The organism is Dankookia sp. P2 (assembly GCF_050632255.1).
GTDB lineage: Bacteria > Pseudomonadota > Alphaproteobacteria > Acetobacterales > Acetobacteraceae > Paracraurococcus.
Genome location: NZ_CP192581.1, coordinates 5,294,791 through 5,320,313, shown reverse-complemented (window position 1 = coordinate 5,320,313; position 25,523 = coordinate 5,294,791). Strand labels below are relative to the sequence as shown.

Sequence of the window (25,523 nt, the reverse complement as noted above, 5' to 3'; positions counted from 1 at the left end):
ATGGCCGATCCGCGCCTCAAGGCCGCCTTCGCCGCGCGCCGCTTCGTCGTCGCCCCTGGCATCTTCGACATGATCTCCGCCAAGGTGGCGGACGGCATGGGCTTTGATTGCCTCTACGTGACCGGTTTCGGGACGGTCGCATCCCATCTCGGCGTCGCTGATGCCGGCATCGCCACCTATACCGACATGGTCGGCCGGGTCGGCACCATGGCGCGTGGCTGCCGCACGCCGGTGATCGCCGATGCCGATACCGGCTATGGCGGGCTGCTCAACGTCCGCCACACGGTGATGGGCTACGAAGCCGCGGGCGTCTCCGGCATCCAGCTCGAGGACCAGGAGATGCCGAAGAAATGCGGCCACACCCCCGGCCGCCGCGTCATCCCGGCGGAGGAGATGGTGCTGAAAATCCGCGTCGCCGCCGAGGCCCGCAAGGACCCCAACTTCCTGATCGTCGCCCGCACCGATGCCCGCACCACGCTCGGCCTTGATGAGGCGATCCGCCGCGGCAGGATGTTCGAGGCGGCCGGCGCCGACGTCATCTTCATCGAGAGCCCCGAGAGCGAGGCGGAAATGCAGGCGATCGGCAAGGCGATCACCAAGCCGCTGCTGGCCAACATGGTGGAAGGCGGCCGCACGCCCATCCTGCCCGCCGCGCGCCTGGCCGAAATCGGCTACGGCATGGCGATCTACCCGGCCATCGGCTTCCTCGCGGCTGCCGCGGCGCTGGAGAAGGCCTACGCCCATCTGAAGGCCACCGGCGACAGCACGGCGATCGGCGAGAGCTACGGCTTCAAGCGGATGACCGAGCTGATGGGCTTCCCGAGGTCTGGGATTTCGACGCCAAATGGGCGCAGGAGAATACGAAGTGAGCCGCTTCGACAGCGTGAAGGCCCTGGTCTTCGACGTCTTCGGCACCGTGGTCGACTGGCGCGAGGGCATCGCCCGCGATGCCGCGCCGGTGCTGGCGCAGCTCGGCCGGCGCGACATCGACCCGCGCGCCTTCGCAGATGCCTGGCGCCGCCGCTACCAGCCGGCGATGGAGGAATGCCGCAGCGGCCGCCGGCCCTGGACGCGGCTCGACGTGCTGCACCGGGAGAACCTGGACGGCGTGCTGCAGGACCACGGCATCGACCCGGCCCAGCTCGGCGAGGCGGCGCTCGACGACCTGAACCGCGCCTGGCACCGGCTGGACCCCTGGCCGGAGGCGGTGGCGGGGCTGACCCGCCTGAAGCGCAGTTCATCATCGCGCCGCTGTCGAACGGCAACATCGCGCTGATGACCAACATGGCGAAGCGCGCCGGCATCCCCTGGGACGCCATCCTCGGCGCCGAGGTGGTGCAGGCCTACAAGCCGCAGCCGGAGGCCTATATCCGCACCGCCGAGGTGCTCGGCATCCGTCGCGACGAGCTCTGCCTGGTGGCGGCTCATAACGGCGACCTGAAGGCGGCGCGCATGGCCGGGCTGGCGACCGCCTTCGTGCCGCGGCCGACTGAGCACGGGCCGGGACAGAGCGGCGACCTCGAGCCGAGCGAGGCCTGGGACGCGGTCGGCCGGGACTTCCAGGACCTCGCCCATAAGCTCGGCTGCTGATGCCGCCAGCGCCTGCCGGCTTCGTGCCGATGCCGGGGCACGATCCCGGCATCTATAACAGCCTGATCGGCCCCTTCTGGGCCAGGCCGGAGGGCGAAGGCCTCGCCATCGGCTTCCGGGTCGAGCCGCGCCACAGCAACCCGGTGGGGCAATGCCATGGTGGCATGCTGGCCGGCTTTGCCGATATCGTCCTGGCCGGCGGCTGCAACTACGTCGCCCGGCTGAGCCGCTTTTTGGTCACGGTGTCGCTGACCACGGATTTCCTGGCGCCGGCCCCGCTAGGTGCCTGGGTGGAGGCGCGGCCGGAGGTGCTGACGGTGACCCGCAGCACCCTGTTCGGCCAATGCCTGGTCACCGCGGAGGGCGTGCCGGTGCTGCGGGCCAGCGGCACCTTCCGCTTCGGCGGCGACCCCGACCCGCGCTTCGACCGGCTGCGGCGGCTGCTGGAGGGGCAGAGTTAGCGGCAATGGCACTTGCCGCGCCGCAGCATCCGCCCGACATTTCGGCCATGAGCATCAACCAGCCCCGTCATATCCGGCTGACCTCGCATCCCGACCAGCAGGCGCATCGCTGGCAGATCAACTGGGCCGCTGCCACCCCGGCGGAGCGCGGGCCGGTGATCGGTTCGGTCACCCGGCCAGGCGACCGCAACGTGGTCGGCACCCATGGCGGGTCCTATTCGCTCTATCGTGCGCTGGCGGTCTCCGCCGGCACGCTGTCGCCGTTGCAGCGGCCGGACCTGGCGAATACCCACCCCGTGACGGCGATCGGGCCACACCCGCAGTGGTCGGAGCCCGGCAAGATCGTCTCGCTCGACCCTTGGGGCCATGTGGTGGGGGAGGCCTTCGGCGAGGCGATCGGCGAGGGCATCGACATCCGCCCGACCATCGCCATCACCAAGGCTCGGCTGAACATGGCCGAGCTGAACGCGTTGATCTCGACCGGCGACCTGAAGCCGGATGGCCAGGTGATGCATCCCGGCGGCGACGTCTCCGTCACCAAGGCGGCCATCGACCCGGTCTGGTGGTTGCCCGGCATCGCCGAGCGCTTCGGCGTGGCGGAACACAGCCTGCGCCGCACCTTGTTTGAGCAGACCGGCGGCATGTACCCGGAGCTCGTCACCCGGCCCGATCTCTCGGTCTTCCTGCCGCCGATCGGCGGGATCACGGTCTACATATTCGGCGAGCCGTCGCATCTGGCCGACCGCCGCGTGCCGCTGACCTGCCGGGTGCACGACGAGTGCAACGGCTCCGACGTCTTCGGTTCCGACATCTGCACCTGCCGCCCCTACCTCATCCACGGGATCGAGGAGAGCGTGCGCGCGGCGCAGGAAGGCGGCGTCGGCCTCGTCGTCTACAACCGCAAGGAAGGCCGGGCGCTGGGCGAGGTGACCAATTCCTCGTCTACAACGCCCGCAAGCGGCAGGAGGGCGGCGACCAGGCCGCCACCTATTTCGAGCGCACGGAATGCGTCGCCGGCGTGCAGGATGCGCGCTTCCAGCAGCTGATGCCGGACGTGCTGCACTGGCTGGGGATCACGAAGATCCACCGCCTCGTCTCCATGTCCAACATGAAGCACGACGCCATGGTCGAGCAAGGCATCGAGATCGGCGAGCGCGTGCCCATCCCCGGCAACCGCATCCCACCCGATGCGAGCGTCGAGATGGAGGCGAAGAAGGCCGCCGGCTACTACGCGCCGGAGGTGCCGAGTGCCGAGGACCTCAAGCGCACTGTGGGCCGCGCCCTGGGGGAGATGTGACTGCGGCGGTGGCTCTGCTGACGCCGGAGGCAGTGCGGGAGCGGTCGCAGGAACTCTACGCGCTCGGCCTCGACAACCGGCTGCAGGGCTGGACGGTGCAGCCGGAAGCGATGGCGGCGACCGCCGACCTCGTCGCCGAGGTCGTGCGCACGAACTATCCGGATTTGAAGGTGCCCTTCCATGCCCGCTGGCGGCATTTCCTGCCGGATGGGGCGGCGACGCTGGGTGGTGAGGGGCGGGAGCCGGCGGCGCTGCTGCGGGCGCGGATCGACCTGGCCATCGTCTCCGTCCTGCTCGATGCGGGGGCGGGCATGGCTTGGCGCTACCGGGATGCCGCCACGGGTAGGACCTATGCGCGCTCTGAAGGCTTGGCGATGGCCAGCCTGGCGCTCTTCGCCGCCGGCGCCTTCGCCGATGACGGGGTTTCGCCTCGCGCCGATGCCGCGCGCCTTTGCGCCGTCACGGCAGCGGAACTCGGCCAGGGCCTGCAAGTCCGCGCGGACAACCCGCTGACCGGGCTCGAGGGCCGCGCCGCGTTGCTGCGCCGGCTGGGCGCGACGCTGGCCGCCGCGCCCGAGGTGTTCGGCCAGGCCGATACGCCGCGGCCAAGTGGCCTGGTGGACGGACTGGCCGGGCAGCTTGAGGGCGGCGCACTTCCCGCCCGCAGCATCCTGATCGCCCTGCTGCAACATCTCGGGCCCATCTGGCCGGGCCGGGAGACGCTGGCCGGTGTCAATCTCGGCGACTGCTGGCGGCATCCGGGCATCCGCCGGGCTGATGCAACCACCGGTCTGATCCCCTTCCACAAGCTCTCGCAATGGCTGGCCTATTCGCTCATCGAGCCGCTGGAGTTCGCGGGTATGCGGGTGACCGGCATCGATGCCCTTACCGGCCTGCCGGAATACCGCAATGGCGGTCTCTTCCTCGACATGGGCGTCATTCGTCCGCGCGACCCGGCGGTGTTCGAAGCCGGGCATGCGCCTGGCGATATCCTAGTCGTCGAGTGGCGGGCGCTGACCGTCGCGCTGCTCGATGCCGTCGCACCTCTGGTGCGGGCGCGGCTCGGGCTCTCGGCGGCCGACTTCCCGCTCGCCTGCGTGTTGGAGGGCGGCACTTGGTGGGCCGGGCGGCGCCTGGCAGGCGAGCGCCGCGCCGATGGTGGCCCGCCGCTACGCATCATCAGCGATGGCACGGTGTTCTGAGGCTTCGTCCCGCAGCACCGGCAGCGCCACAAGCCTCGGCGTGCCGAAATCCAGGAAAGCCCTGACCCGCGGCGGCAACAGGCGGGCCGAGGGAAAGACCAGGGAGACCGGCAGCGCCGGCGGCTCCCAATCCCGTAGCAGCCGGACCAGCGCACCGCTCTCGAGCTTCAGCCGCCATCTGGTAGGACAGGGCACTGACCAAGCCTTGGCCGGCGACGGCCGCCGCCACCGCGGCGCCAGCTTCGTTCACCGCGAAGCGCGGCACCACCCGTTGCGTCACCTCCCGCCCGTCCGGCCCGGTGAAGCGCCATTCCGGCGGCGTCGCACGGCTGTGGAACAGCACGATGTCGTGCCCGGCCAGTTCCTCCGGCACAGTCGGCATGCCGCGCGCTGAAAGATAGCCGGGGCTTGCCGCAACCAGCCGCCGCACGCTGCCGACGCGCCGCGCCACCACTCCGCTCTCGCGCAGCACGCCGATCCGCAGCGCGACGTCGATCGCCTCCTCCAGCAGGTCCACGTTCCGATCGGCAAGTTGCAGGTCCGCCGTCACCTCGGGCTGCACCGCGAGGAAGGCGGTGAGGATCGGGGCGACGTGCAGGCGGCCAAAGACCAGCGGCGCCGCGACGCGCAGCCGACCCCGCGGTGCCGTTCCCTCGCCCGCCGCCTCCGCCATGGCCTCGGCATAGTCCGCCAGTAGCCGGCGGGCATGCTCAGCGAGCCGCCGCCCGGCCTCGGTCGGCGCCAGGCGGCGGGTGCTGCGCTCCAGCAGCCGCACGCCCAATCGTTCCTCCATCGCAGCCAGCATCCGGGTCATCGCCGGCGGCGAATGGCCGAGCCGCCGCCCGGCCGCGGCCAGGCTACCGGCCTCCAGCGCCGCAACGAAGAGCCGCATCTCGTCCAGTCGGTCCATTCTTCCTGATCCGGGAACTGTGACTTTCGATCGGAGCGCATTCTTCTCCGGCACGGCAACCGCCATTTTCTGGGCCGCCGGCCAGCAATTTCCGGCAGGAGACGTCGAGATGGCCAACCTGAACCTCGTCGGCGACGAAAATGCCGCCACCCACGCCAGCTTCGAGGGCATACGCAAGCAACGCGGCCTGATGCCCAACCTGCTTCGCGTACTCGGGATCGCGCCCGCCCGCTTGCACGGCTATCTAGGCCTTTCGGGGACACTCGGCGGCGGCATGCTGCCAGCGGCGCTGCGCGAGGGGATCGCGCTGCTGAGCGCCGGGACGAATGGCTGCGATCATTGCCTCTTGGCGTACAGCATGATCGGCGCTGGCGCCGGGCTGAGCGCCGTGGCGGTCGGGACGGCGCGTACCGGCAAAGCCGAGACCGTGAAGGACAAAACGGCGCTGTCCCTCCCTCGCGCAGTGCTGGCCCGACAGGACCGCGGTGCCGAGGCCGAGCCGGCGCCGGCGCCGGCGAGGGACGATGCGGCGATCATCGAGATCGTGCTGAATGTCGCGATGAGCCTGCAAACCAACCGCATCAATACTCCGGCCGGGGCGCCGACCGACTTCGCGGTCCGGCACACCGGCCACTGAGACGCTGCGGCCTCAACTCTCCCCACCCGATCCAGGAGCATGCCGCCATGGGCAGGCATTTCGCCAAGATTGCCTTCACACCTGCAGTGCAGGCAGAGCAGAAGCAGCTCGGCTCCCATCTGCACTATGCCGGGGTCGCCGAGCGCGGGCCGGACGACAGCGCGCTGACCGCACGCGAAGCCGGCTTCATCCAGGCCCGCGACAGCGTCTACCTGGCCACGGTTTCAGAGACCGGCTGGCCCTACATGCAGCACCGTGGCGGCCCGCCGGGCTTCATGCGCGTGCTGGATGCGCGGACCATCGGCTTCGCCGATCTCACCGGAAACCGGCAGCACATCTCGCTGGGCAACCTCGCCAGCAACGACCGCGTATCCCTGTTCTTCATGGATTACGCCAACCGCCGCAGGCTGAAGCTGCTTGGCCATGCGCGCGTGGTGCGGGACGACCCAGCCCTGCTGGCCCGGCTTACGTCGCCCGGGGCGGAACGTCAGGCGGAAAGCGCGGTGTTGATCGAGGTTGCCGGCTACGACTGGAACTGCCCGCAGCACATCACGCCGCGGCTGACCATGCAGGAGTGGCAGGCCATCGCCGCCTCGGCATAGACAGCCCGGTCAATCCGGCTTGATGCCAACCCGCTTCACCACATCGGTCCAGGCCATCGTTTCCCGCCGCATGCGGGTGGCGACGGCATCGGCATCGGCGAAGGCGGCAAAGGTGCCGGCCTCCGCTGCCCGCCGCTGCACTAGCGGCTCGGCCAACACGGTCCGCAGCTCCTCCTGCAGCCGCAGGAGGGTGGGCGCCGGCGTGCCGACCGGCGCGAGCAGCGGGAACCAGCTGTCGATCGGGATGGGGGCGAAGCCCTGCTCGATCATGGTCGGCACCTCGGGCAGCGCGCGGTGGCGCTCTTCCCCGGTGGTGGCGACCGGGCGCAGCCGCCCATCCTTGAAGAAGGCGAGCACCGGCGGCGGGCTGTTCATGTAGAACTGGATGCGGCCGGCCAGCAGGTCGGAGATGGTCTCGCCGGTGCCGCGATAGGGCACATGCACGATATCGATGCCAGTGCGCAGCTTCAGCAACTCGCAGCCGAGATGGTGCAGCGAGCCATTGCCGGAGGAGCCGTAGTTCAGCTTGCCCGGATTGGCCTTCGCATGGGCGACGAACTCCGTCAGCGTCCGCGCCGGCACGGATGGGTGCACCATCATTACCTGCGGCGAATTGGTGATCTGCGCCACCGGCAGCAGGTCCCTCGCCGGATCGTAGTCGGCGACGCCCTCCACCGCCGGCTTGCCGGTCAGCGTGCCGGAATAGCCGACCAGCAGCGTATGCCCGTCCGGCCGCGCGCGAATGGCGGCCAGCATGCCGATGGCACCATTGCCGCCCGGCCGGTTCTCCACGACCACCGACTGGCCGAGGCGCTGGCCGAGCGGTTCGGTGATCAGGCGCGCAGCGAAATCGGTGCCGCCGCCGGCCGGAGAGGCGACGATTAGGGTGATGGGGCGCGAAGGCCAGTCCTGCGCCCGCGCCGTCGGCGCCAGCAGCAACGCAGGCGCCGCCAGCAGGCCGCGCCGCCGCATCAGACCGGGCCCGCGGCGGTGAAGCCGCCATCCACCACGATCTCGGTCGCGGTGATGTACTTCGCCTCGTCGCTCACCAGGAACAGCACGGCATGGGCGATGTCCCAGCCGGTACCCATATGGCCCATCGGCACGCTGGCATTGCGCCGGGCGATCAGCGCCTCCGCATCATTGGCGCCGAGTTGGCGCACCAGGCGGTGCTCCACCAACGGGGTGTGCATCAGCCCGGGCACCACCGTGTTGCAGCGGATGCCTTTCTTCGCGTATCCCATGGCCACCGACTTGCTGAAGGCGATGATGCCAGCCTTGCTGGCCGAATAGGCGCTGTGGACGCGCCCCGTCCCCATGCGCAGCCCGGCGACCGAGGACAGGTTCACCACCGCGCCCCTGCCTTGCGCATCCATATGCGGCAGGACGTATTTGCAGCCGAGGAACGCGGATTTCAGGTTGAGGTCGATCTGGGCGTCCCAGGCTTCCTCCGCCATGTCCACCGGACCGCCGGGGGCGGAGCCGCCGACGTTGTTCACGAGGATATCGATGCGGCCGAAGCGCGCGATGCAGGCGGCAGCCGCGGCCTCCACCTGCTCTGCCGCCAGCATGTCGCAGCGATGCGCCACGGCGGTGCCCCCTCCCCGGCGATGATGTCGCGCGTCTCGGCGGCGGCGGATTCGGTGATGTCGATGCCGAAGACCTGCGCCCCGGCGCGCGCCAGCAGCACGGCGGTCGCCTTGCCGTTGCCCCAGCCTGGTCCGACCGAGCCCGCGCCGGTCACCAGCGCCACCTTGCCATCAAGCCTGAACACGATGCTTCTCCGGTGCTTCTTGCCCGGCCGCTGCCGGGATCACGGTTCGATCGGGGATGGCTCCGTCCCCCTTCTGAGTCCCGCACCTATCGCGCGACGGGTGCAGGACTCAAAGGGAGTAGAGCAAGATCCAGGGAGGATACCTCCTCCCCGGCCTTGTTGCCTCAGGTCGCCGTGTGGCGGAACATGATCTTCCGTGCGTCCTCGTCCATCTCGGCCTTGAATGCATGACGCGTCTTGATCGCCTCGGCGCGCGCTGCGGCTGGACGCGCGTTGATCGCGGCGAGGTGTCGCTTGACGTTGCCCAGCTTGTCGAATTCCTCGGCACCGAGCACGAAGGCGCCGAGCCGCTCCCAGCCCCAGGCCGCCATGTCGACGAAGGAGTAGCTGTCGCCGACAATCCAGTCGCGGCCTTCCAGCTGGTCGTTCAGAATGCCCCAGTGGCGCTTCGCCTCGAACTCGTAGCGCTTCACGCCGTAGTCGTTGCCGGCGGGCGCGAAATTCTTGAAGTGGACATACTGGCCGGAATAGGGGCCGATGCCTGAGGCGATGAACATCAGCCAGGACAGTGTCTCCCCGGCAAAATCCGGCTTCGGCAGGAACTGGCCGGTCTTCTCCGCGAGGTAGAGCAGGATGGCGTTGGAATCGAAGACCGGATTGCCGTCATCGACGATCGAAGGCGCCTTGGAATTCGGGTTGATCGCCACGTAGTCCGGCTTGGATTGGTCGCCCTTGCGGGTGTCGACCGGGATCGCCTCATAAGGCAGGCCGCTCTCCTCAAGGAAGAGCGCCACCTTCATCGGGTTCGGCGCGGCGTTGTAGTAGAATTGCAGCATGAAGGCCTCCGGGTTCGGGTGGCGGATGGGAGCGCACATGGCGGTTGCCCGCAAGCGGCCCGTCATGCACCACTCATTCGCCGGGCGCCACTGCGGGCCGCGCCGTGGCGTCCTGCGCGTGCAGGTCGCGGTCGATTTCCTCAATCGAGCGGCCCTTGGTCTCGATGCCGAGGAAGAGGTAGACCGCGCCCGCCAGCACGAACCAGGACGCCAGGTACAGGAAGGCCGGCAGCACGTTCTCAACGCTCGCCTCAGGCTTGATGACGTTGCTGCTGCCGACAACCAGCGCCAGGCCGAGCGGGCCAATCACCTTGCCGATCCTGCCGAACCCATAGGCCGATCCCATGCCGGAGGTGCGAAGCTGCGCCGGCCAGACCTCGGCCGCATAGGGACCGACCACGGCGAAGCCACCATCGGCGAAGAAGAAGCCGACAATCAGCAACAGCCAGAGCGCCGAAAAGCCGAACCAGATCTGGTCGTGGTAGACCCCGGCCAGCGCAATCATCACCGCGGCGCCGAAGCCGAGCAGGCCGCCGGCGCGGCGCCGACCGATCCCCTCCGACAGCAGGGCGAAGGAGACGCGGCCGACCAGACCGCCGAGCGTCAGCCCGATCATCATCTTGGACGCCTGGGCCGGCGGGACGTGCAGGATCAGCATGAAGAGTGTCGGCGCCCATAACGTGACGCCATAGACGCCAGTTTGCGCGCCAAGATTCCCGAACCAGGAGACGATCAGGCTGCGCGGGTAGCGGAACAGGTCGGTCCAGCGGGTGTTCGGCTCGGCATAGTCTTCCGGCCTCGGCAGCGACAAGCTCTCGGGCGGCACCTCAAGCGCCCAGGCGAGCGACTTGCGCGCCTCCTCCGGCCGGCCCTGGCGAGCGAGCCAGCGCGGCGATTCCGGCACCCAGATGCGCACCAGGAAGACCAGCAGGCCGGGTAGCACGCCGGCAGCGAACAGCCCGCGCCAGCCAATCTCGGGCGCCAGATAGGCGCCGAAGATGGAGCCGAGCAGCACGCCGACGGGGATGAAGACCGTCACCAGCCCGCCGATCAGTCCACGCTTCTTCGATGGCATGAACTCCTGCACCAGCGGCAGGTCGACGCAGTAGAGCCCGCCGACGCCGAAGCCGACGATGAAGCGGAAGATGGTGAGAAAGATCCAGCCGTTTTCCGGCGTGAAGGCATAGCACGCCGGTGGCCAGCGAGAAGTTCAGGATGGTCAGGTTGAAGACTGGCCGCCGGCCGATGCGATCGGCCATCCAGCCCCAGAAATACGCCCCACCGATTGCCCCGAATCCGGAGGAGAGCAGAATGATGGCGGATTGCCCGAAGGTCAGCCCCCAGGGCCCGACCACGAAGGCCAGTACGAAGCCGATCAGGAAGTAGTCGAAGAATTCCAGCATGTCGCCCATCACTGCGGCGGCGACGATCCGTTTTTGGTTGCCGGTCAGGCTGGTCCTTCGGTCGAGCTCCTCGAACATTGATGGTCCTCCCGCGACGGGGTCGCTGCCCGTTGATGTCCCGATCCTTGGGCCATCTTCGCGGCCATTAGCAGCAGCGTCGGACGACCGACCAAGCGCGTCAACCAATTCCTCCCCGCGGCGTTGGCTCGCCGGTCATGGGGGCGATGGGATGAGCGACGGCACGACACGGCGCGGGATCATGCGGGCGGGCGGCCTCGCCGCGGCGGGCGTGGCGGCGGGCGCCGCCGGCGTGCCGGGCTACCCGCCGCCCTCGCCAATCGATGCCGGCGGCGTGCGGGACGGCCGCGTCGCCTTCCCACCTTGGCGCGGCGAGGCCGACCCGCCCGGAGAGCCACCGCCAGCCCCGCTGCCGCCCGAGGAGCGTGTCGGCTTCGCGATCATCGGCCTTGGCCGAATCAGCCTGGAACAAGCGCTGCCTGCCTTTGCCGAATGCCGGATGGCCCGGCCGGTGGCCCTGGTCAGCGGATCCCCGGAAAAAGGCGCGCCTGGTGGCGCGGCAATACGGCATCCGTGACGCGGCCGTGCATGGTTACGACCAGTTCGAACGGCTACGCGATGACCCGGCGGTGCAGGCGGTCTACATCGCCCTGCCCAATGCTATGCACCGTGGCTTCACCGAACGCGCGGCGGCCATCGGCAAGCATGTGCTGACCGAGAAGCCGATGGCCACCAGCAGCGAGGATTGTACGGCGATGATAACCGCCTGCGCCCGCGCCGATGTGCGGCTGATGGTCGCCTATCGCTGCCAGTACGAACAGGTGAACCGCGCGGCGATCCGCGCCGCGCAGGGTGGTGCGCTGGGCAAGCCGCGATTCTTCCAAGCCGCCAACCTTCAGGCCAACGGACCCGGCCCGCAGTGGCGCTACAGCCGGGCCCTGGCCGGCGGCGGCGCCTTACCGGATATCGGGCTCTACTGCCTGAATGCCGCGCGCTACCTGAGCAATGAGGAGCCCGTCGAGGTCGTCGCTCAGGCCTACAGCCCGCCCAATGACGAGCGCTTCCGCGAGGTGGAGGAAAGCATGTCTTTCACTCTACGATTTCCCTCCGGCCTGCTTGCCCAGGCACAGTCTAGCTACGGCGCCTTCCAGGAAAAGTCGCTGCGGCTGCACGGCGAGCGGGGCAGCCTGATGATCGAGGACGCCTTCGCCTACAAGGGCCAGCGGCTGCATTTGTTCCGGCGCGACGGCGAAGTTGGCAGCGAGCAGGTGCCGCAGCTTCATTCGCGCAACCAGTTCGCGCTCGAGATCGATCACATGGCCCGCTGCGTGCGGGAGTCGCGTCAGCCCCACACACCAGGCGAGGAGGGCCTGCGCGACCAGCAGGATCATGGAGGCGATCATGCGCGCGGCGCAGAGCGGTCGCCCGCAAGCGATCGCGCCCCTCCCGGCGGAAACCCAGACGCGCGGCCCCTCGCCTGATCCGAGTTGACCTGGAGGCATCAATCACTGCTGGGCGAACCGCAGCGGGCTTCAAGCGCTGAGGCGCGCACGCGCCGCGCCAAGGCGCGCATGCATTGTCACGGAGCTATTGATGACCCACACGATCTCGCCTAATTTTGCCGACGTTGCTGCTGCTCGGCCTAGCTTCCTGCGAGCAGCCGGGTCCGGCGGAGCGCGCCGGCCGGAGCCTGGACAAGGTGGGACAAGGCGTCAGGGATACCGTCGATCCGCCACGCGGCCCGGTGGAACGGCTGGGCCGTTCGGTAGATCGTGCGGTGAACTGAGGAGCTGAATAGGCTCGGGCGGCGTTAGATGCGCCGCTCGGGCTCATGCCGCTGGTGGAGCGATCCCGGCCCCTCACCATCACTGATCATGTCGTGCAGCACGGCTGCAGCCAGCGACGGTGTGAAGGGCTTGGCGAGAAAACGGGATCCATCCACGGCCTGTCCGTCTTCCGCGCCGCCATATCGGCCGGAGGCATAGACCACGGGCAGTTGCGGCCGGATGACGCGCGCCGCACGTGCCAAGGCAAACCCATCCGACCCGCCGGGCAGGTTGATATCGGTCAGCATCGCCGAGATGTCGTCGCGGTCGCAGACCAGGTCAGCGCTTCCTTCGCGTCGGCCGCTTCGAGCACTTCGAAGCCGCCATCGCTGAGCGCATCCACCAATGTCAGTCGTACCAGGAAGTCATCCTCTACGACAAGCAATACGGGTGATTCGGCCTGCATTCCTCGGGTTCCCCGCCTTGCACTAGGCAAGCGCCGATAGCGGGCTCCGTTGCCATTGCGTCCATGTGACGAGCGCGTGACTTACGTCGCGGCCACGCGTTCGATGCAGGTGTCGTGTCCGGAAGGAAGGTTTGCGGTCTGCGCGAATCACCTTTCCACACTTGATGAAACGGCGATGCCACGATCACTCCGCTGGACGTCGTCGACCCGCGTCGCGGATGAAACACCAGAACGCGACTGCTAGGTCCTATTCGAAGTGATGGTGCCGCCCCGCCATCTGGAAAGACGGCCCGACAGGGCGGTGACGGCAAGGTGAGCCTACCCCACACCACCCAGGAGGCTGCGCGCACACCTACTGCGGCCATTTCGTCTCGCTCATTGTCACGCTGCCCTGACGAATGCCCCCGCCTCAGCTTTGCGACGGAACCGAGGATTTGCGGGCCGTGCTACCCTGGGCTGCCGCAAAACCGACCAGATGAGGCATTAGGCTGGTCTGGATTGGGGAGTGAGACTTCCATGCGCCGCTTGTCCCGCCGAGCCCTTATCGCCGCCTGGCCCCTGCTGGCTGGAGCGATGCCGGTGCCTGGGCAGAGCGCGGAAGCAGTGCTCTATCCATCCGCGCCGGTCACGCTGGTTGTGCCCTTCTCAGCCGGCGGTGCGGCAGATATTGCCCGCGCGGCTGCTGGTCCGGCATGTCCAGCGGCACCTGCCGAACCCACGCGCAAGCCTGCTGGTCGAGAACCGGCCCGGTGCCTCGGGCGCGGTGGGGACCCAGTTCGTCGCCAAGGCAAGACCGGACGGCCAGACCCTGCTGCTCGCCCGCGTCGCCTCCTCGGCCATCCTGCCGGCCACCGACCCGCGCACGCCCTATGCCTGGGACGAGTTCACCATGCTTGGCCTGCTCGAGGAAACGCCTTTCGTCCTCTGCGTGCGGGCCGATCTCGCCTTGGGAGAGCGCTGCGCGACCTGATCACGGCGCTGCGGGAGCAGCCCGGGCGCATCCCCTTCGCCACGACAGGACCGGCGACCTTGCTCGATCTTGGCGTCCGCCACCTCTTTGCCACCGCGGGCCTGCCGATCGATGCCGGCTTCGCGGTGCCCTTCCGGGGTGGTGGTGACGCCGTCGTTGGCCTGCTGGAGGGACGGGCGCAGTTCCTCGGCACCAATCTCAGCGATGCGCTACCCGCGCTGCGGGACGGCAGGCTGCGCGGCCTGGTGATCGGAACCAATGAGCGGCTGAGGATCCTCCCCGCCATCGCCACGGCACGGGAGGCGGAGGTGCTGGCCTGACCGGCGTCACGGGCTGGAGCGCACTGTTCGCTCCCCCGGCTCTCGAGGAAGAGGCGCAGCGGAGCTGGGTCACCGCGCTGGCCGCACTGCGGAACGACCAGGCCTGGCCGGAAGCCGTTCGCGGCGCCGGGGGATTCCTCGCCTGCTCACGCCGGACGAAACGCGCGCCTATATACGCGGCCAGGTCACCTTCTACCGTGACCTGGGGCGCCGGCTCGGCCTGATCTGAGGCGCAATGCCCGCCTGAATCCCCGGCTCGAACCGTTCTGGCCCCAGTGTCTCGAAGGTCACATTGTTGCCGTGGCGCCAAGGCGCTTAGGAACGTGAGAGGAAATTTACGACGGCTCGCGGCACTAGGGGAGCGTGGCAGGCCGGCATGGCCTGCACCGGGTGGGCCCTCCTGTGCCCTGCCCGTGCGCAATAGCAGGCCGGAGCCCTCCCTTGCCCCCGTACTCCCAGTGCCGTCCCCTGGTCCGCTGCTGCGCCCCGCACAGGGATCGGGCCGCTTCTGGCCGTCATGCTGGGAGTTACCCTGCCCAGCCTGGTTGCCGTCTTGATGGTGATTATCGGCAATGGCGGCGAGTTCTCCCTACGGGATGGACGGGCCCTACATCCACATGGCGATGGCCGACCAGATCCGGCAGGGGACTACGGCCTCAACCCGGGTGAGCCGGCCTCGCCGAGTTCCTCGATCCTCTACCCCTTCCTGCTCGCGCTGCTGACCCCCCTGCCCTTCGGCGCGGCGACCAGCCTGATCTTCTGCCTTGCGGCCAATGCCGGCTCGGCGGTGCTGCTCTGCCTGATCGCCACCGAATGCGGGATCCGGCTGCGGGCGGTGGCGCCGGCCTACCTCGCGCTGATGGCGGCGGCCATGTCGCTCGGCCTCAACCTGGTCGGTCTCGCCATGGGTGGCCTGGAACATGCGCCGCAGGTCACCTTCAGCCTGGCCGCCCTGCTCGGCCTCGTGCGGTTCTGCCATCGCGGCCGGGCGGAGGCCTGGTGGATCGCCGCCCTGGTCCTGCTGCCGCTGCTGCGCTTCGAGACCGGGTCCATCACCCTGGGCTGCGTGCTGGTCATGCTGGCCCTTGGCCGCTGGCGGCTGGGGGCGGTGACCATCGGCCTCAGCCTGCTGGTGCTGGGCGGCTTCTTCGCCACCATGCATGCGCTGGGCCTGCCGGCGCTGCCGCAATCGGTGCTCGACCGTTCGATGGTCGCGGGCACCGGCGCGCACACCGATTGGCGGCGGTTGCCCGGCCGGCTTCATCTGGATCCTCTACACCAATCTGCGGGTCAACCTGCTGAGCCATGGCGGCGCGCATATCCTGCTCGGCCTGCTGGTGACCGCCTGGGGGACCGTGGTCGGGCTTGGCCCGCGCAATGCCACCTTCCGCTGGACCAGCCCGCTGGCCGGTTTCGATGGGCGCGACCGCGCCAGGATCGCTGCGGCGATGCTGTTTGCCTGTGCCGGCCTTGCACATGTTCTGGCCGGCAGCCTGGTCTCAATCTCGCGCTACGAAGTCTACGTCGTCGTGCTCGGCCTCGGCGCCATGCTGGTGGTTTTCGACCGTCCGGCGGCGACGCTATTCGGCCGCATGGGGGCTTGGACCTGTGCCGCGGTCTGCGCCTCCTTCCTGCTCGGCGGCGCCGGCTACGCACTGCGGAGCATCGATGCGGTGAAGTCGGCCCAGGCGCTGCACGCGACCGACGACCAGATGGCCCGCTTCGTCACGGAATACTGGCGCGGGCCGGTTATGGTCACGCGCTGGGGGCGGATCAATTGGCGCAACCCCAATGTCGTGGCGCCGATGCCGCCCCCTTCCGTGGCAATCCCCGAGGCGGTGCAGATCGCCCAGGCGGAGGCCGAGGCTGCGCGGCGCGGCATCGGTCTGGCCCTGCTGTATGACGGCGGCGGTACGGTGGAACCGCCGGCCTGGCACCCGGTGGCGCGGCTGGCGGCACGGCGGATCGGCGCCGGGGAGACCAATTCTGGCATCACGCTCTATGCGGTGACCGGCGACGACGTGCCGCGCATCCAGGCAGCGCTGCGGGACTTCGCCCCCACCGTGCCGGCGATCACCATGCTGGAGATGCTTCCCTGAATCGGCCCCCTTCCGCCGCTGGTGGCGCCGCCGAGGCTTGCCACCGGCGGCGTTGCCGTTAGCCTCGCCGGAAAGCGAGGATTGGTTGCATGGACAGCATGCCCCTACCACCACCCAGCAGGCGGCGCTCGCGGCGCGCTATGGCGCCGCCGTGCCGATGGCCGGCCCGTGGAATTCTACCATCGCGGGAATGCTGGACCACCGCTCGGTACGCGGCTACCGGCCGGACGCCCTGCCACCCGGCACCCTGGAGACGCTGGTGGCGGCCGCACAATCCGCCGCCACCTCCTCCAACCTGCAGACCTGGTCGGTCGTCTCGGTGGAGGATCCGGCGGCGCGGGCAGTGATGGCAGAGATCGCCGGCGGTCAGAAGCACATCCTGGAGTGCCCGCTTTTCCTGGTCTTCCTCGCCGATGTCGGCCGCAACGACCGGTTGGGAATCGAGGAGGGTAGGCTGCTGGCCGGCATGCCTTACTTGGAGACCTTCCTAGTGGCAGCGATCGATGCCGCTCTGGCGGCGCAGAACGCCGTGGTGGCGGCCGAGAAGTCCGGGCCTGTCCACCGTCTATATCGGGGCGCTTCGCAATGATCCGCAGCGGGTGGCGGACACGCTTGGCCTGCCACCGGGAGCCGCCGGCGTGTTCGGGCTGTGCGTCGGCTATGCAAAGCACGGGTCGGAAGGCGAGGTGAAGCCGCGCCTCCCGCAAGCCGTCACCCTGCATCGAGGTCGCTACGATGCCTCGGGCGAGACCGCAGCGCGTGCCGCCTACGATGCCGAAATGAGCGGTTTCTCCCAGCGCAACGAGATGGCGGCGGATACCTGGACCGCCCGAGTCATTGCCCGCATCGGCACCATCAAGGCGCTGCGCGGGCGCGACCGGTTGGCCGCCGCCTTGAACGCGCTGGGCTTCCCGCTGAAGTAGCCACCGCGCGGGCCGCGCCGGTGATCCGGACGCGGCCCGGCCTTCATGCGCTCAGTGATCCCGGCCGCGGCCGGTCCTGGCCTGCAACTCGTCGATCCGGCGCGAGGCATCGGCCTTGCTGAGGTCGGGGTCGAATTCCTCGCCGGCCTCCTCGCTCAGCGTCTTTAGGTAGCTTGCCTGAGCACCAGTCATCCGCTCGTCGCCCGTGGTCCAGTCATCCGGATCCTTGATGGTGTTCGACCCGGGCTCCGGATCGCGCTTCGGGTTCTCGGGCGCGTGCTCAGGGGCATGCTGGGCTGGAGCGGGGTGCTTCGCCATAGGTCGGGCTTCCTCTGCCATTTCAGTGTTCACTTAACGTTCGCCCTGGCGCAGTGGTTCCTGGCGCCCCATCTGAAGCTCATGCTGCAATGCAACAATAATACATGCTGCGATGCAGCGAAACTTGCCTCCACGCTTCACGCTGGTCATGGCGCCGCCGCGCGCGGCGTCCTGGAAGGACCACCGCCTTGAATCCCAGCCGCATCGACATTGCTGATCTCGTCCGCCGCAGCCAGGCCATGGCGCAGGGCACCGGCTTCACCACCGGCAGCCTGGGCGGCGCCCCGCCCGGCGACGGAGCGCTCACCGAGGTGAGCGGCTTCGGCAGCAATCCGGGCCAGCTGCGCATGCTGGAATTCATCCCCGAAAGGCTGTCCACCGGGGCGCCCCTGGTCGTCGCCCTGCATGGCTGCACCCAGGGCGCCGGCGGCTATGACCACGGCACCGGCTGGTCCAGTCTGGCTGCGCGCCGCGGCTTCGCCCTGCTGCTGCCGGAACAGCGGACGGCGAACAATGCCAATCGCTGCTTCAACTGGTTCGAGCCGGGCGACACCCGGCGCGACCGCGGCGAGGCCGCCTCCATCCGGCAGATGGTCGCGCATATGATCACCCGCCACCGGCTGGACCCGCAGCGTGTCTTCGTCACCGGCCTCTCGGCCGGCGGCGCCATGACCTCGGTCATGCTCGCCACCTATCCTGAGGTCTTCGCCGCGGGCGCCATCCTGGCCGGCCTGCCGCATGGCGCGGCGCAGTCGATGCCGGAGGCATTCGAGGCCATGGCGACCGGCCGGCCACGCCCTGCCGCCGAGCGGGCAGCGGCGGTACGCGAGGCCTCGCCACATCGCGGTCCCTGGCCCCGCATCGCCATCTGGCAGGGCGATGCGGACATCACCGTACGGCCGGCCAATGCGGCGGAAATCCTGAAGCAATGGCGCACGCTGCACGGGCTGGACAGCCTGCCGGAAGCGGGCGCCCCGCTCGGCCGGGCGCACCGCGTCGAGCTTGGCGCGGCGCAGACGGCAGCCCGCTGATCGAGCACCACATGATTGCCGGCATGGGGCATGGCGTGCCGATCGCCCCGGGCGCCGAAGCGGCCAATGGCGAGGCGCCTGTCGGCGCGGCGGCACCCTTCATCCTGGATGTCGGGGTGGCCTCGACCACCGCCATCGCCGATTTCTTCGGCCTGGGCGAGGCCGCCCCCCGCCCGGCCGCCGCGCCTCGGCCCCGGCCGGAGCGGGTCGAGCCTGAACCCCCTGCCCAGCCAAGCTGGCTCGACCGCATCATCGCGGTCGGCCGCGACGGCATCGCGCATGTGGCGCCGGCGGTGCCAAAGGCCGCGGAGGCTCCCGCGGCCTGGCTGAAGAAGCTGCTGCCGGACGAGGCGCCGAAGCGCCCCGAGGCGCCACCGCCGGAGGCGCCGGCGGCCGGCGGGCGGGTCGATCCCGGCCGGGTCATCCGTCGCGCGCTCCGCGCTGCGGGCCTGCTGGACCGCTGACCGCGCCGCCGGCATCCTGGCCGCCGAGCACGAGGAGAAACGTCATGCAGCACCGCAACCTGGGGCGCAGCGGGATCGCCGTCCCGCCCATCGTCTTCGGCGGCAACGTCTTCGGCTGGACGTTGGACAAGGCGGCGTCCTTCCGCATCCTCGACCGGCTGGTCGATGTCGGGCTGACCGGCATCGACACCGCGGATGTCTATTCCGCCTGGGTGCCGGGCAACCAGGGCGGCGAGTCGGAGGCGATCATCGGCGAGTGGCTGGCCGCGCGCGGCGCCCGGTCGAAGGTGACCATACTGACCAAGGTCGGGATGCAGATGGGCCCGCGCGATGCCGCCGGGAACGGCCCGAAGCACGCCGTCGGCCTATCGCGCCGCTGGATCATGGAAAGCGTCGATGCATCCCTGAAGCGGCTGCGGACCGATGTCATCGACCTTTACCAGGCGCACAAGGACGACCCCGAGACGCCGCTCGAGGAGACGCTGTCGGCCTTCGCCGACCTGATCAAGGCCGGCAAGGTGCGCGCCATCGGCGCATCCAACTACGGCGCGGCGCGGTTGGAGGAAGCGCTGGCGACGAGCAAGAGGCTTGGCCTGCCGCGCTATGAGACCATGCAGCCGCAATACAACCTGATGGAGCGCGAGGGATCTCGAGGCCGAGCTCGGCCCGCTCTGCCACCGTGAGGGCGTCGGCGTCATCAACTACTATGCCCTCGCCTCCGGCTTCCTCTCCGGCAAGTACCGCTCGGCGGCGGATTTCGGGAAGAGCGCGCGCGGCGGCGGCATGGCGAAGTACCTGACGCCGCGCGGCCATGCGGTGCTCGATGCGCTCGATGCGGTGGCCCGCGAGATGTCGGCGACGCCGGCCCAGGTGGCGCTCGGCTGGCTGCTGGCCAAGCCCGTCGTCACCGCGCCGATTGCGAGCGCGACGAACGACGCGCAGATCGACGACTTGGTGAAGGCGGCATCGCTCAGGCTGTCGCCCGACGCGGTGGCGAAGCTGGACGCTGCCAGCGCCTGAAAAGTGTTGGGCTGCCGCGCCGGAACGGGCGGCAACCCGCCCCCGCCCCAGCCCGTTCCCGCCCCGACGCGGCCATCCCGGCCGCGACGATCGGGGAAACGGCAGATGGACGAGATCACCAAACTGATGGTCGAGCAGCTCCGCGATGCCTATAGCGCGGAGAAGCAGGGCCTGCGCAGCATGTCGCGTTTGGGCAAGAAGGCGAGTGCGCAATCGCTAAAGGACGCGCTGCAGACGCACGCTGAGGAGACCGAGGGCCAGGTCGAGCGGCTGGAGAAGGCGCTCGAGATGCTGGGCGGCAAGGCCGGCCGCAAGGTCTGCGAGGCAATGCGCGGCATCCTTGAGGAGGCGCAACATGAGCTCGAGGACCAGGAGAAGGGGCCGGTCTACGACATGCTGCTGACGGCTGCGATCCAGAAGGTCGAGCACTACGAGATCGCCGCCTACGGCACGCTGGCCACGCTGGCAAAGTCGGCCGGCCAGACGGAACTCGGCGAGCTTCTCGGGCAGACGCTCGCCGAGGAGAAGAAGACCGACGAACTGCTGACCCAGCTTGCCGAGCGCGAGATCAACACGGCCGCGATTGAGTCGATGCAGGCGCCGGAAGCAGCGAACGACAGGCGCGGCGGCAGCAAGAAGTCTGCCTGACCTGATCGCCAGCGGCGGGCAGCGATGCCCGCCGCACGCTTTCGGGAAATGCGGGCGTCATTGCCGCATCGCGGCCAAACCTGGCGCCGCGCTCCCTGTTGACTCCTGGTCCGCAAACTCCGGGAGCATCCATGTTCTATACCGATGGCAAGCTGCAGTACCCCGTCCGCGTCGAGACGCCGAACCCCATCTTCGCCCGTGCCCTGCAGCAGGCGATCGGCGGCGTTGAGGGCGAGATCCGCGTCATGATGCAGTACCTGTTCCAGGGCTGGGGCAGCCGCGGCCCGAAGAAGTACCGCGACATGCTGATCAACACCGGCACCGAGGAGATCGGCCACATCGAGATGCTGTCGACCGCGGTCGCGCTGAACCTCGAGGGCGCGCCGCTGTCGCTGCAGGAGGATGTGGCGAATGACGGCATCGCCGGCGCCGTGCTCGGCGGCATGAACCTGCGGCACATCCTCAGCACCGGCCTGGCTGCGACTCCGGAGAACTGCAACGGCGTGCCGTTCAACGCCAGCCATGTCTACGCCAGCGGAAACATCGCCGCCGACATGTACGCCAACGTCGCCGCCGAGGCGACCGGCCGGGCCTTGGCGACGCGGCTCTATGGCATGACCAACGATCCGGGCATGAAGGACATGCTGTCCTTCCTGATCGCCCGCGACACCATGCACCAGCAGCAATGGCTGGCGGTGATCGAGGAGCTGGGCGGCCAGACCGAGCAGCTGCCGATCCCGAACAGCTTCCCGCAGGAGCAGGAGGCGAACCGCTTCTCCTACGCTTATTTCGGCCATCGCATCGACAAGCAGATTCCGATGGGCCGTTGGACCGAGGGTGCATCGCTGGACGGCAACGGCAAGTTCGAGCCGATGATCTCCGAGCCGCTGGGCGGCGAGCCGGTGCTGGCGCCACCACGTCCGGACAGTGGCGCGCAGACGGAGCAGGTGATGGGCGGCATGGCAGTGCCGCAGGCGGCGAACGATCCGTCAAAGGGCAGCTCGTCCAACGTGGCCTGATGCCGATGGGCCGCAGCGGACCCGTTCCGCCGCGGCGTCTGGCTTGACACCGCCCGCGCGGATTCGCAGGATCGACCCGTGGGGCCCCGCGAACGCCCCGTGAGGCTTCGGCCCAAGTGTCGCGTCCATTGCTCGGAGTGGACGCCATGCCTGCGCCTGATGCCATTGCAGTCCCCCAACTTGCCCGCCTGATCGGCACGCCGGACGCGCCTCGCATCCTTGACGTCCGACTGGCCGAGGATTGCACTGCCGATCCACGACTTTTGCCGGCCGCCACCCTCCGTAGCCACGCGGATGTTGCCGATTGGGCGCCCGGCTACATCGGCCGCCATGTCGTCGTCGTCTGCCAGCGCGGCATCAAGCTCAGCCAGGGCGCCGCCGCTTGGCTGCGGCACGCAGGCGCACGCGCCGAGGTGCTGGAGGGTGGCTTCGAGGCCTGGGCCGCGGCCGGCCTGCCGCTGCTGCGAGCCGACCGCATCCCGTCGCGCGACAGGCTCTGTCGCACCGTCTGGGTGACGCGGGCGCGGCCGAAGATCGACCGCATCGCCTGCCCTTGGCTGATCCGCCGTTTCGTCGACCCCACCGCGGTCTTCCTGTTCGTCGCACCGTCCGAGGTCGCCGCTGTCGCTGACCGCTTCGGCGCCACGCCCTTCGACATCGAGGGCGTGGCCTGGAGCCACCGCGGCCCGCTCTGCACCTTCGACGTCATGCTGGAGGAATGGGGCGTGGCAACGGAGCCGCTGCAGCGGCTGGCGCTGATCGTGCGCGCCGCGGACACCGCGCGGCTCGACCTCGCGCCGCAGGCGGCCGGGCTGCTGGCGGCCTCGCTCGGCCTATCGCGCATGTACCGGGACGACTTGGCGCAGCTCGACGCCGAGATGGGGCTCTACGACGCCTTCTTCCGCTGGTGCCGCGATGCGGTGGAGGAGACCCACAACTGGCCGACCCCGACCCGGGCCTAAGGGAAGATTATAGACATGCGCAAGGCAGCATTCGTGCTTCTGGCGGCGCTCGTGCCCCTCGCATCCGCCATGGCCGAGCCCGACTGGAAGGGCGTGGAAGCGGCGCTCGGCCGGCCCGCCGCGCTGCAGCCGGACGGCGTGCGCCGCTTCGGCTTCCCGCGCAGCGACCTCGTGGTGCAGGTCGACGGCTTCGCGGTGCGGCCGGCGCTGGCCCTGGGCAGCTGGCTAGCCTTCGTCGAGCATGGCGGCGTGACCGAGGTGATGGGCGACCTGGTGCTGACGCAGCCGGAGGTGAACCCGGTGCTGCGCCGGCTGCATGCCGGCGGCCTCGCGGCGACGGCCCTGCACAACCACCTGCTGCGCGCGGCGCCGGCAACGATGTACCTGCACGTGCATGGCCATGGCGAGGCGGTGGCGTTGGCCCGCGCGCTGCGGACGGCGCTGGAGGCAAGCGCCACGCCGCTCGGCCCGCCGGGCCCGGCCGCGGCGGCGCCCGACTTCGACCTCGCGCCGCTCGACCGGATCATCGGCACCGCCGGCAAGGTGAATGGCGGCGTCTGGCAGGCCGTGCTGCCGCGACCGGAGCGCATACTGGAAGCGGGGATGCCGACGCCGGCAAGCCTCGGCACCGGCATGGCGATCAATGTCGAGCCGCTGGAGGCCGGGCGCGTCGCCGCCGCTGGCGACCTGGTGCTGTTGGCGGATGAGGTCGAGCCGGTGCAGCGGGCGCTGGCGGAGCACAGCATCGAGGTCACGGCGCTGCACAACCACACCCTGCGGGAGGAGCCGCGGCTGTTCTACATGCATTTCTGGGCCGTCGGCCCGGTCGAGGCGGTCGCCACCGGCCTGCGCGCCGCGCTCGACCGCACCGCGGTGAAGCGTGGCTAGGTGGCTCGCGGCCGGGCTCGCCACCCTGCCGCTGTCTGGCTTCACACATGCGCAATGTGAAGCCGCCGTCACCGCTGGCGGCAAGCCGCCCGCGTGCTGGGAGCGCGCCGAGGGCGGCGCGACCGAGGCGACGCGGCTGCGGTTCGCCGATCGCTACCCGCTCTGCATCTATCCCGCGCCGGTCGCGCGGGATGTCGAGGTGAAACTGCGCTTCCGCCCGGTCAGCGGCCGCATGGACCGGGCCATCGGCTTCGCGGTGCGGCTGCAGGACCCGGACACCTACTGCGTGTTGCGGGCCAATGCGGAGGAGGACAATGTCCGGCTCTGCCGGGTCACCGGTGGGCGCCGCGTGCAGTTCGCGGGGCGCGAGAGGCTGCCTATCGCCATGAGCGCGTGGCATACCCTGAGGCTTCGCGCAGAGGGGGACCGCTTCATGGCATGGCTGGACGGGGAGTCGCTGTTCGAGGCGCGCGACAGCCGCATCTCCGGCGCTGGGCGCATCGCGCTTTGGTCTATCGCCGACAGCCAGGCGATCAAGGCTCCCCGCATCGAGGTTCTCCGGTGAGCGAGCCGGCCGGGTTCCCGAGCTTCGCCGAGGCGGTTCGCGTCTGGTTCCGCGTCGGCTGCCTTTCCTTCGGCGGTCCGGCCGGGCAGATCGCGCTGATGCACCGGGAAGTGGTGGACGAGCGCTGCTGGGTTTCCGACGCGCGCTTCCTGCATGCGCTGAATTTCTGCACCCTGCTGCCGGGGCCGGAAGCGACGCAGCTGGCCACTTATCTCGGCTGGTTGCTGCATGGGGTGAAGGGCGGGGTCGCGGCCGGGCTGCTCTTCGTGCTGCCCGGCGCCGCGGTGATGCTGGCGCTCTCGGCGATCTATGCCGCCTTCGGCGAGGTGCCGCTCGTCGCCGGGCTGTTCTACGGCCTCAAATGCGCCGTCCTGGTCTTGGTGATCGAGGCGCTGCTGCGGGTGGCAAGGCGCGCGTTGAAGGGCCGGGTGCCTTGGGCGGTCGCCGGCCTCGCCTTCGCTGCGCTGTTCCTGCTGAAGCTGCCCTTCCCCGCGGTGGTGCTGGCGGCGGGCCTGGCGGGCTATGTCGTCCCCGCGGCCTTTGCGGGTGGCGGGCATGGCGCGGCGAAAGCGGGCCCGCCGGCCTTGCTCGACGCGCTGCTGGCCGCCGAGCCCGACCGGATCGCCCGGCTGACCGGCGCGGCGCGGCGGGCCGGACTACTGGCGCTGGTGCTCTGGGTCTGGCCGGTCGTGATGCTGCTCGGCATGCCGGTCTGGGGCGACATCGCCTGGTTCTTCTCGAAGATGGCTGTCGTCACCTTCGGCGGCGCCTATGCCGTGCTGGCCTATGTGGCGCAGGAAGCGGTGGAGAACTACCGCTGGCTCTCGGCCGGGCAGATGCTGGCCGGGCTGGGCCTGGCGGAGACGACACCCGGGCCGCTGATCCTGGTGCTGCACTGTCGTCGGCTACATGGCGGGCCATGCCCAGGGCGGCTTCTGGGGCGGCACGCTCGGGGCGCTGCTGACCCTGTGGGTCACCTTCGCGCCCTGCTTCGCCTGGATCTTCCTCGGCGCGCCCTATGTCGAGCGGCTGCACGATGCGCCGCGGCTGAAGGGGCCCTGGCAGGCGTGACGGCGGCCGTCGTCGGAGTCATCGCCAACCTGGCGGTCTGGTTCGGCCTGCGCGTGCTGTTCGGCGCGATGTGGGAGGTGCCGATCGGCCCGGCGCGGCTGGAGGTGCCGATCCTGGCCAGCATCGACCCGGTGGCGGTGCTGCTGGCCATGCTGGCGGCAGTCAGCCTGTTCCGCATGCGTATGGGCGTGGTGAAAACGTTGGGGATCGCCGCGGCGGCGGGGCTGGTGCTGCGGACGGCCTTCGGCTGGCTGCTGGGGTAG

General features: G+C 69.6%; 34 protein-coding genes. 24 read left to right on the top strand and 10 right to left on the bottom strand.

The features are described 5' to 3' along the window. From ACQ86J_RS31630 to ACQ86J_RS31610, 5 genes are read left to right on the top strand one after another with little or no spacing between them, the layout of a single operon-like run. Window positions 1–1,590, top strand: a complete 1,590-nt coding sequence (locus ACQ86J_RS31630) for an isocitrate lyase/phosphoenolpyruvate mutase family protein (protein WP_431268622.1) — start codon at window positions 1–3, stop codon at window positions 1,588–1,590. Next, complete coding sequence (locus tag ACQ86J_RS31625) at window positions 1,590–2,051, top strand: PaaI family thioesterase (RefSeq protein ID WP_431268621.1); 462 nt, start codon at window positions 1,590–1,592, stop codon at window positions 2,049–2,051. Before ACQ86J_RS31630 ends, ACQ86J_RS31625 begins: the two co-directional genes overlap by 1 nt. Window positions 2,052–2,098: 47 nt before the next feature. Continuing rightward, window positions 2,099–3,097: a GTP cyclohydrolase II gene (locus ACQ86J_RS31620; protein WP_431268620.1), complete on the top strand. Its 999-nt coding sequence runs from the start codon at window positions 2,099–2,101 to the stop codon at window positions 3,095–3,097. After that, window positions 3,070–3,348 (top strand): hypothetical protein, encoded by a 279-nt coding sequence (locus tag ACQ86J_RS31615; protein WP_431268619.1) that lies wholly within the window; start codon window positions 3,070–3,072, stop codon window positions 3,346–3,348. The genes ACQ86J_RS31620 and ACQ86J_RS31615 overlap by 28 nt, the downstream gene beginning before the upstream one ends. 8 nt (window positions 3,349–3,356) lie before the next feature. Beyond that, window positions 3,357–4,550, top strand: a complete 1,194-nt coding sequence (locus ACQ86J_RS31610; protein ID WP_431268618.1) for a DUF1688 family protein — start codon at window positions 3,357–3,359, stop codon at window positions 4,548–4,550. Here ACQ86J_RS31610 and ACQ86J_RS31605 read toward each other — a convergent pair. Beyond that, entirely contained in the window at window positions 4,528–5,460 is a 933-nt protein-coding gene (locus ACQ86J_RS31605) for a LysR family transcriptional regulator (RefSeq protein WP_431268617.1), read from the bottom strand. The two genes, ACQ86J_RS31610 and ACQ86J_RS31605, sit on opposite strands and share 23 nt — an antisense overlap. A gap of 109 nt (window positions 5,461–5,569) precedes the next feature. Here ACQ86J_RS31605 and ACQ86J_RS31600 point away from each other — a divergent pair, with 109 nt between their 5' ends. Both ACQ86J_RS31600 and ACQ86J_RS31595 read left to right on the top strand, forming a co-directional pair. Beyond that, window positions 5,570–6,097 (top strand): hypothetical protein, encoded by a 528-nt coding sequence (locus ACQ86J_RS31600; protein WP_431268616.1) that lies wholly within the window; start codon window positions 5,570–5,572, stop codon window positions 6,095–6,097. A gap of 47 nt (window positions 6,098–6,144) precedes the next feature. Next, a complete protein-coding gene (locus ACQ86J_RS31595; RefSeq protein ID WP_431268615.1) occupies window positions 6,145–6,699 on the top strand; it encodes a pyridoxamine 5'-phosphate oxidase family protein in 555 nt (184 codons plus the stop codon). A 9-nt stretch (window positions 6,700–6,708) separates the two neighbouring features. Here ACQ86J_RS31595 and ACQ86J_RS31590 read toward each other — a convergent pair whose 3' ends face one another. From ACQ86J_RS31590 to ACQ86J_RS31570, 5 genes are all read right to left on the bottom strand, one after another. Next, window positions 6,709–7,671 carry a Bug family tripartite tricarboxylate transporter substrate binding protein gene (locus tag ACQ86J_RS31590; protein ID WP_431268614.1) on the bottom strand — a complete coding sequence of 321 codons (963 nt, stop codon included), beginning with the start codon at window positions 7,669–7,671 and terminating at the stop codon, window positions 6,709–6,711. Next, window positions 7,671–8,288: an SDR family NAD(P)-dependent oxidoreductase gene (locus tag ACQ86J_RS31585; protein ID WP_431268613.1), complete on the bottom strand. Its 618-nt coding sequence runs from the start codon at window positions 8,286–8,288 to the stop codon at window positions 7,671–7,673. The genes ACQ86J_RS31590 and ACQ86J_RS31585 overlap by 1 nt, the downstream gene beginning before the upstream one ends. After that, window positions 8,195–8,473: a hypothetical protein gene (locus tag ACQ86J_RS31580; protein ID WP_431268612.1), complete on the bottom strand. Its 279-nt coding sequence runs from the start codon at window positions 8,471–8,473 to the stop codon at window positions 8,195–8,197. The genes ACQ86J_RS31585 and ACQ86J_RS31580 overlap by 94 nt, the downstream gene beginning before the upstream one ends. Window positions 8,474–8,637: 164 nt before the next feature. Beyond that, entirely contained in the window at window positions 8,638–9,375 is a 738-nt protein-coding gene (locus ACQ86J_RS31575; RefSeq protein ID WP_431268611.1) for a glutathione S-transferase family protein, read from the bottom strand. Window positions 9,376–9,382: 7 nt separating this feature from the next. Next, window positions 9,383–10,444, bottom strand: a complete 1,062-nt coding sequence (locus tag ACQ86J_RS31570; protein ID WP_431272603.1) for an MFS transporter — start codon at window positions 10,442–10,444, stop codon at window positions 9,383–9,385. A 497-nt stretch (window positions 10,445–10,941) separates the two neighbouring features. On the opposite strand from ACQ86J_RS31570, the gene ACQ86J_RS31565 reads away from it, so the two are divergent. Further along, entirely contained in the window at window positions 10,942–11,307 is a 366-nt protein-coding gene (locus tag ACQ86J_RS31565; RefSeq protein ID WP_431268610.1) for a hypothetical protein, read from the top strand. Further along, window positions 11,282–12,211 carry a Gfo/Idh/MocA family protein gene (locus ACQ86J_RS31560; protein WP_431268609.1) on the top strand — a complete coding sequence of 310 codons (930 nt, stop codon included), beginning with the start codon at window positions 11,282–11,284 and terminating at the stop codon, window positions 12,209–12,211. The genes ACQ86J_RS31565 and ACQ86J_RS31560 overlap by 26 nt, the downstream gene beginning before the upstream one ends. Before the next feature lie 329 nt (window positions 12,212–12,540). Here the strand turns inward: ACQ86J_RS31560 and ACQ86J_RS31555 are convergent, their stop codons facing one another. Then, window positions 12,541–12,804 carry a hypothetical protein gene (locus ACQ86J_RS31555; RefSeq protein WP_431268608.1) on the bottom strand — a complete coding sequence of 88 codons (264 nt, stop codon included), beginning with the start codon at window positions 12,802–12,804 and terminating at the stop codon, window positions 12,541–12,543. After that, window positions 12,798–12,962: a hypothetical protein gene (locus tag ACQ86J_RS31550; RefSeq protein ID WP_431268607.1), complete on the bottom strand. Its 165-nt coding sequence runs from the start codon at window positions 12,960–12,962 to the stop codon at window positions 12,798–12,800. Before ACQ86J_RS31550 ends, ACQ86J_RS31555 begins: the two co-directional genes overlap by 7 nt. Window positions 12,963–13,617: 655 nt before the next feature. On the opposite strand from ACQ86J_RS31550, the gene ACQ86J_RS31545 reads away from it, so the two are divergent. Together ACQ86J_RS31545 and ACQ86J_RS31540 are read left to right on the top strand one after the other, a co-directional pair. After that, window positions 13,618–13,932 (top strand): tripartite tricarboxylate transporter substrate-binding protein, encoded by a 315-nt coding sequence (locus tag ACQ86J_RS31545; protein WP_431272602.1) that lies wholly within the window; start codon window positions 13,618–13,620, stop codon window positions 13,930–13,932. Further along, window positions 13,836–14,252 carry a tripartite tricarboxylate transporter substrate-binding protein gene (locus tag ACQ86J_RS31540; protein WP_431272601.1) on the top strand — a complete coding sequence of 139 codons (417 nt, stop codon included), beginning with the start codon at window positions 13,836–13,838 and terminating at the stop codon, window positions 14,250–14,252. Before ACQ86J_RS31545 ends, ACQ86J_RS31540 begins: the two co-directional genes overlap by 97 nt. A 607-nt stretch (window positions 14,253–14,859) precedes the next feature. Here ACQ86J_RS31540 and ACQ86J_RS31535 read toward each other — a convergent pair. Then, window positions 14,860–15,231 (bottom strand): hypothetical protein, encoded by a 372-nt coding sequence (locus ACQ86J_RS31535; RefSeq protein ID WP_431268606.1) that lies wholly within the window; start codon window positions 15,229–15,231, stop codon window positions 14,860–14,862. A 181-nt stretch (window positions 15,232–15,412) separates the two neighbouring features. Here ACQ86J_RS31535 and ACQ86J_RS31530 point away from each other — a divergent pair, with 181 nt between their 5' ends. The 3 genes from ACQ86J_RS31530 (at window position 15,413) to ACQ86J_RS31520 (ending at window position 17,274) form a co-directional block, all read left to right on the top strand. Continuing rightward, window positions 15,413–16,351 (top strand): hypothetical protein, encoded by a 939-nt coding sequence (locus tag ACQ86J_RS31530; RefSeq protein ID WP_431268605.1) that lies wholly within the window; start codon window positions 15,413–15,415, stop codon window positions 16,349–16,351. Window positions 16,352–16,436: 85 nt separating this feature from the next. Then, a complete protein-coding gene (locus tag ACQ86J_RS31525) occupies window positions 16,437–16,940 on the top strand; it encodes a nitroreductase family protein (protein ID WP_431268604.1) in 504 nt (167 codons plus the stop codon). 49 nt (window positions 16,941–16,989) lie between these two features. Further along, window positions 16,990–17,274 carry a hypothetical protein gene (locus ACQ86J_RS31520; protein ID WP_431268603.1) on the top strand — a complete coding sequence of 95 codons (285 nt, stop codon included), beginning with the start codon at window positions 16,990–16,992 and terminating at the stop codon, window positions 17,272–17,274. A 51-nt stretch (window positions 17,275–17,325) separates the two neighbouring features. Here the strand turns inward: ACQ86J_RS31520 and ACQ86J_RS31515 are convergent, their stop codons facing one another. Then, complete coding sequence (locus ACQ86J_RS31515) at window positions 17,326–17,592, bottom strand: DUF3072 domain-containing protein (RefSeq protein ID WP_431268602.1); 267 nt, start codon at window positions 17,590–17,592, stop codon at window positions 17,326–17,328. Window positions 17,593–17,780: 188 nt separating this feature from the next. Here ACQ86J_RS31515 and ACQ86J_RS31510 point away from each other — a divergent pair, with 188 nt between their 5' ends. The 10 genes from ACQ86J_RS31510 (at window position 17,781) to chrA (ending at window position 25,523) form a co-directional block, all read left to right on the top strand. After that, complete coding sequence (locus ACQ86J_RS31510) at window positions 17,781–18,623, top strand: extracellular catalytic domain type 1 short-chain-length polyhydroxyalkanoate depolymerase (protein WP_431268601.1); 843 nt, start codon at window positions 17,781–17,783, stop codon at window positions 18,621–18,623. Between the two features lie 11 nt (window positions 18,624–18,634). Next, on the top strand, window positions 18,635–19,087 hold the full coding sequence (locus tag ACQ86J_RS31505; protein WP_431268600.1) for a hypothetical protein: 453 nt from the start codon (window positions 18,635–18,637) through the stop codon (window positions 19,085–19,087). Window positions 19,088–19,131: 44 nt separating this feature from the next. Further along, a complete protein-coding gene (locus ACQ86J_RS31500) occupies window positions 19,132–19,770 on the top strand; it encodes an aldo/keto reductase (protein ID WP_431268599.1) in 639 nt (212 codons plus the stop codon). A 13-nt stretch (window positions 19,771–19,783) separates the two neighbouring features. Next, entirely contained in the window at window positions 19,784–20,107 is a 324-nt protein-coding gene (locus ACQ86J_RS31495) for an aldo/keto reductase (RefSeq protein ID WP_431272600.1), read from the top strand. 105 nt (window positions 20,108–20,212) lie between these two features. Further along, on the top strand, window positions 20,213–20,755 hold the full coding sequence (locus tag ACQ86J_RS31490; RefSeq protein WP_431268598.1) for a ferritin-like domain-containing protein: 543 nt from the start codon (window positions 20,213–20,215) through the stop codon (window positions 20,753–20,755). 131 nt (window positions 20,756–20,886) lie between these two features. After that, the gene (locus ACQ86J_RS31485) at window positions 20,887–21,774 is read left to right on the top strand and encodes a manganese catalase family protein (protein WP_431268597.1); all 888 of its coding nucleotides are present in this window, start codon (window positions 20,887–20,889) and stop codon (window positions 21,772–21,774) included. Window positions 21,775–21,920: 146 nt separating this feature from the next. Further along, window positions 21,921–22,736: a chromate resistance protein ChrB domain-containing protein gene (locus tag ACQ86J_RS31480; RefSeq protein ID WP_431268596.1), complete on the top strand. Its 816-nt coding sequence runs from the start codon at window positions 21,921–21,923 to the stop codon at window positions 22,734–22,736. A gap of 15 nt (window positions 22,737–22,751) precedes the next feature. After that, window positions 22,752–23,624 carry a DUF1259 domain-containing protein gene (locus ACQ86J_RS31475; protein WP_431268595.1) on the top strand — a complete coding sequence of 291 codons (873 nt, stop codon included), beginning with the start codon at window positions 22,752–22,754 and terminating at the stop codon, window positions 23,622–23,624. Beyond that, window positions 23,617–24,189, top strand: a complete 573-nt coding sequence (locus ACQ86J_RS31470; protein ID WP_431268594.1) for a hypothetical protein — start codon at window positions 23,617–23,619, stop codon at window positions 24,187–24,189. The genes ACQ86J_RS31475 and ACQ86J_RS31470 overlap by 8 nt, the downstream gene beginning before the upstream one ends. Next, window positions 24,186–25,523 carry a chromate efflux transporter gene (chrA, locus tag ACQ86J_RS31465; protein ID WP_431268593.1) on the top strand — a complete coding sequence of 446 codons (1,338 nt, stop codon included), beginning with the start codon at window positions 24,186–24,188 and terminating at the stop codon, window positions 25,521–25,523. Before ACQ86J_RS31470 ends, chrA begins: the two co-directional genes overlap by 4 nt.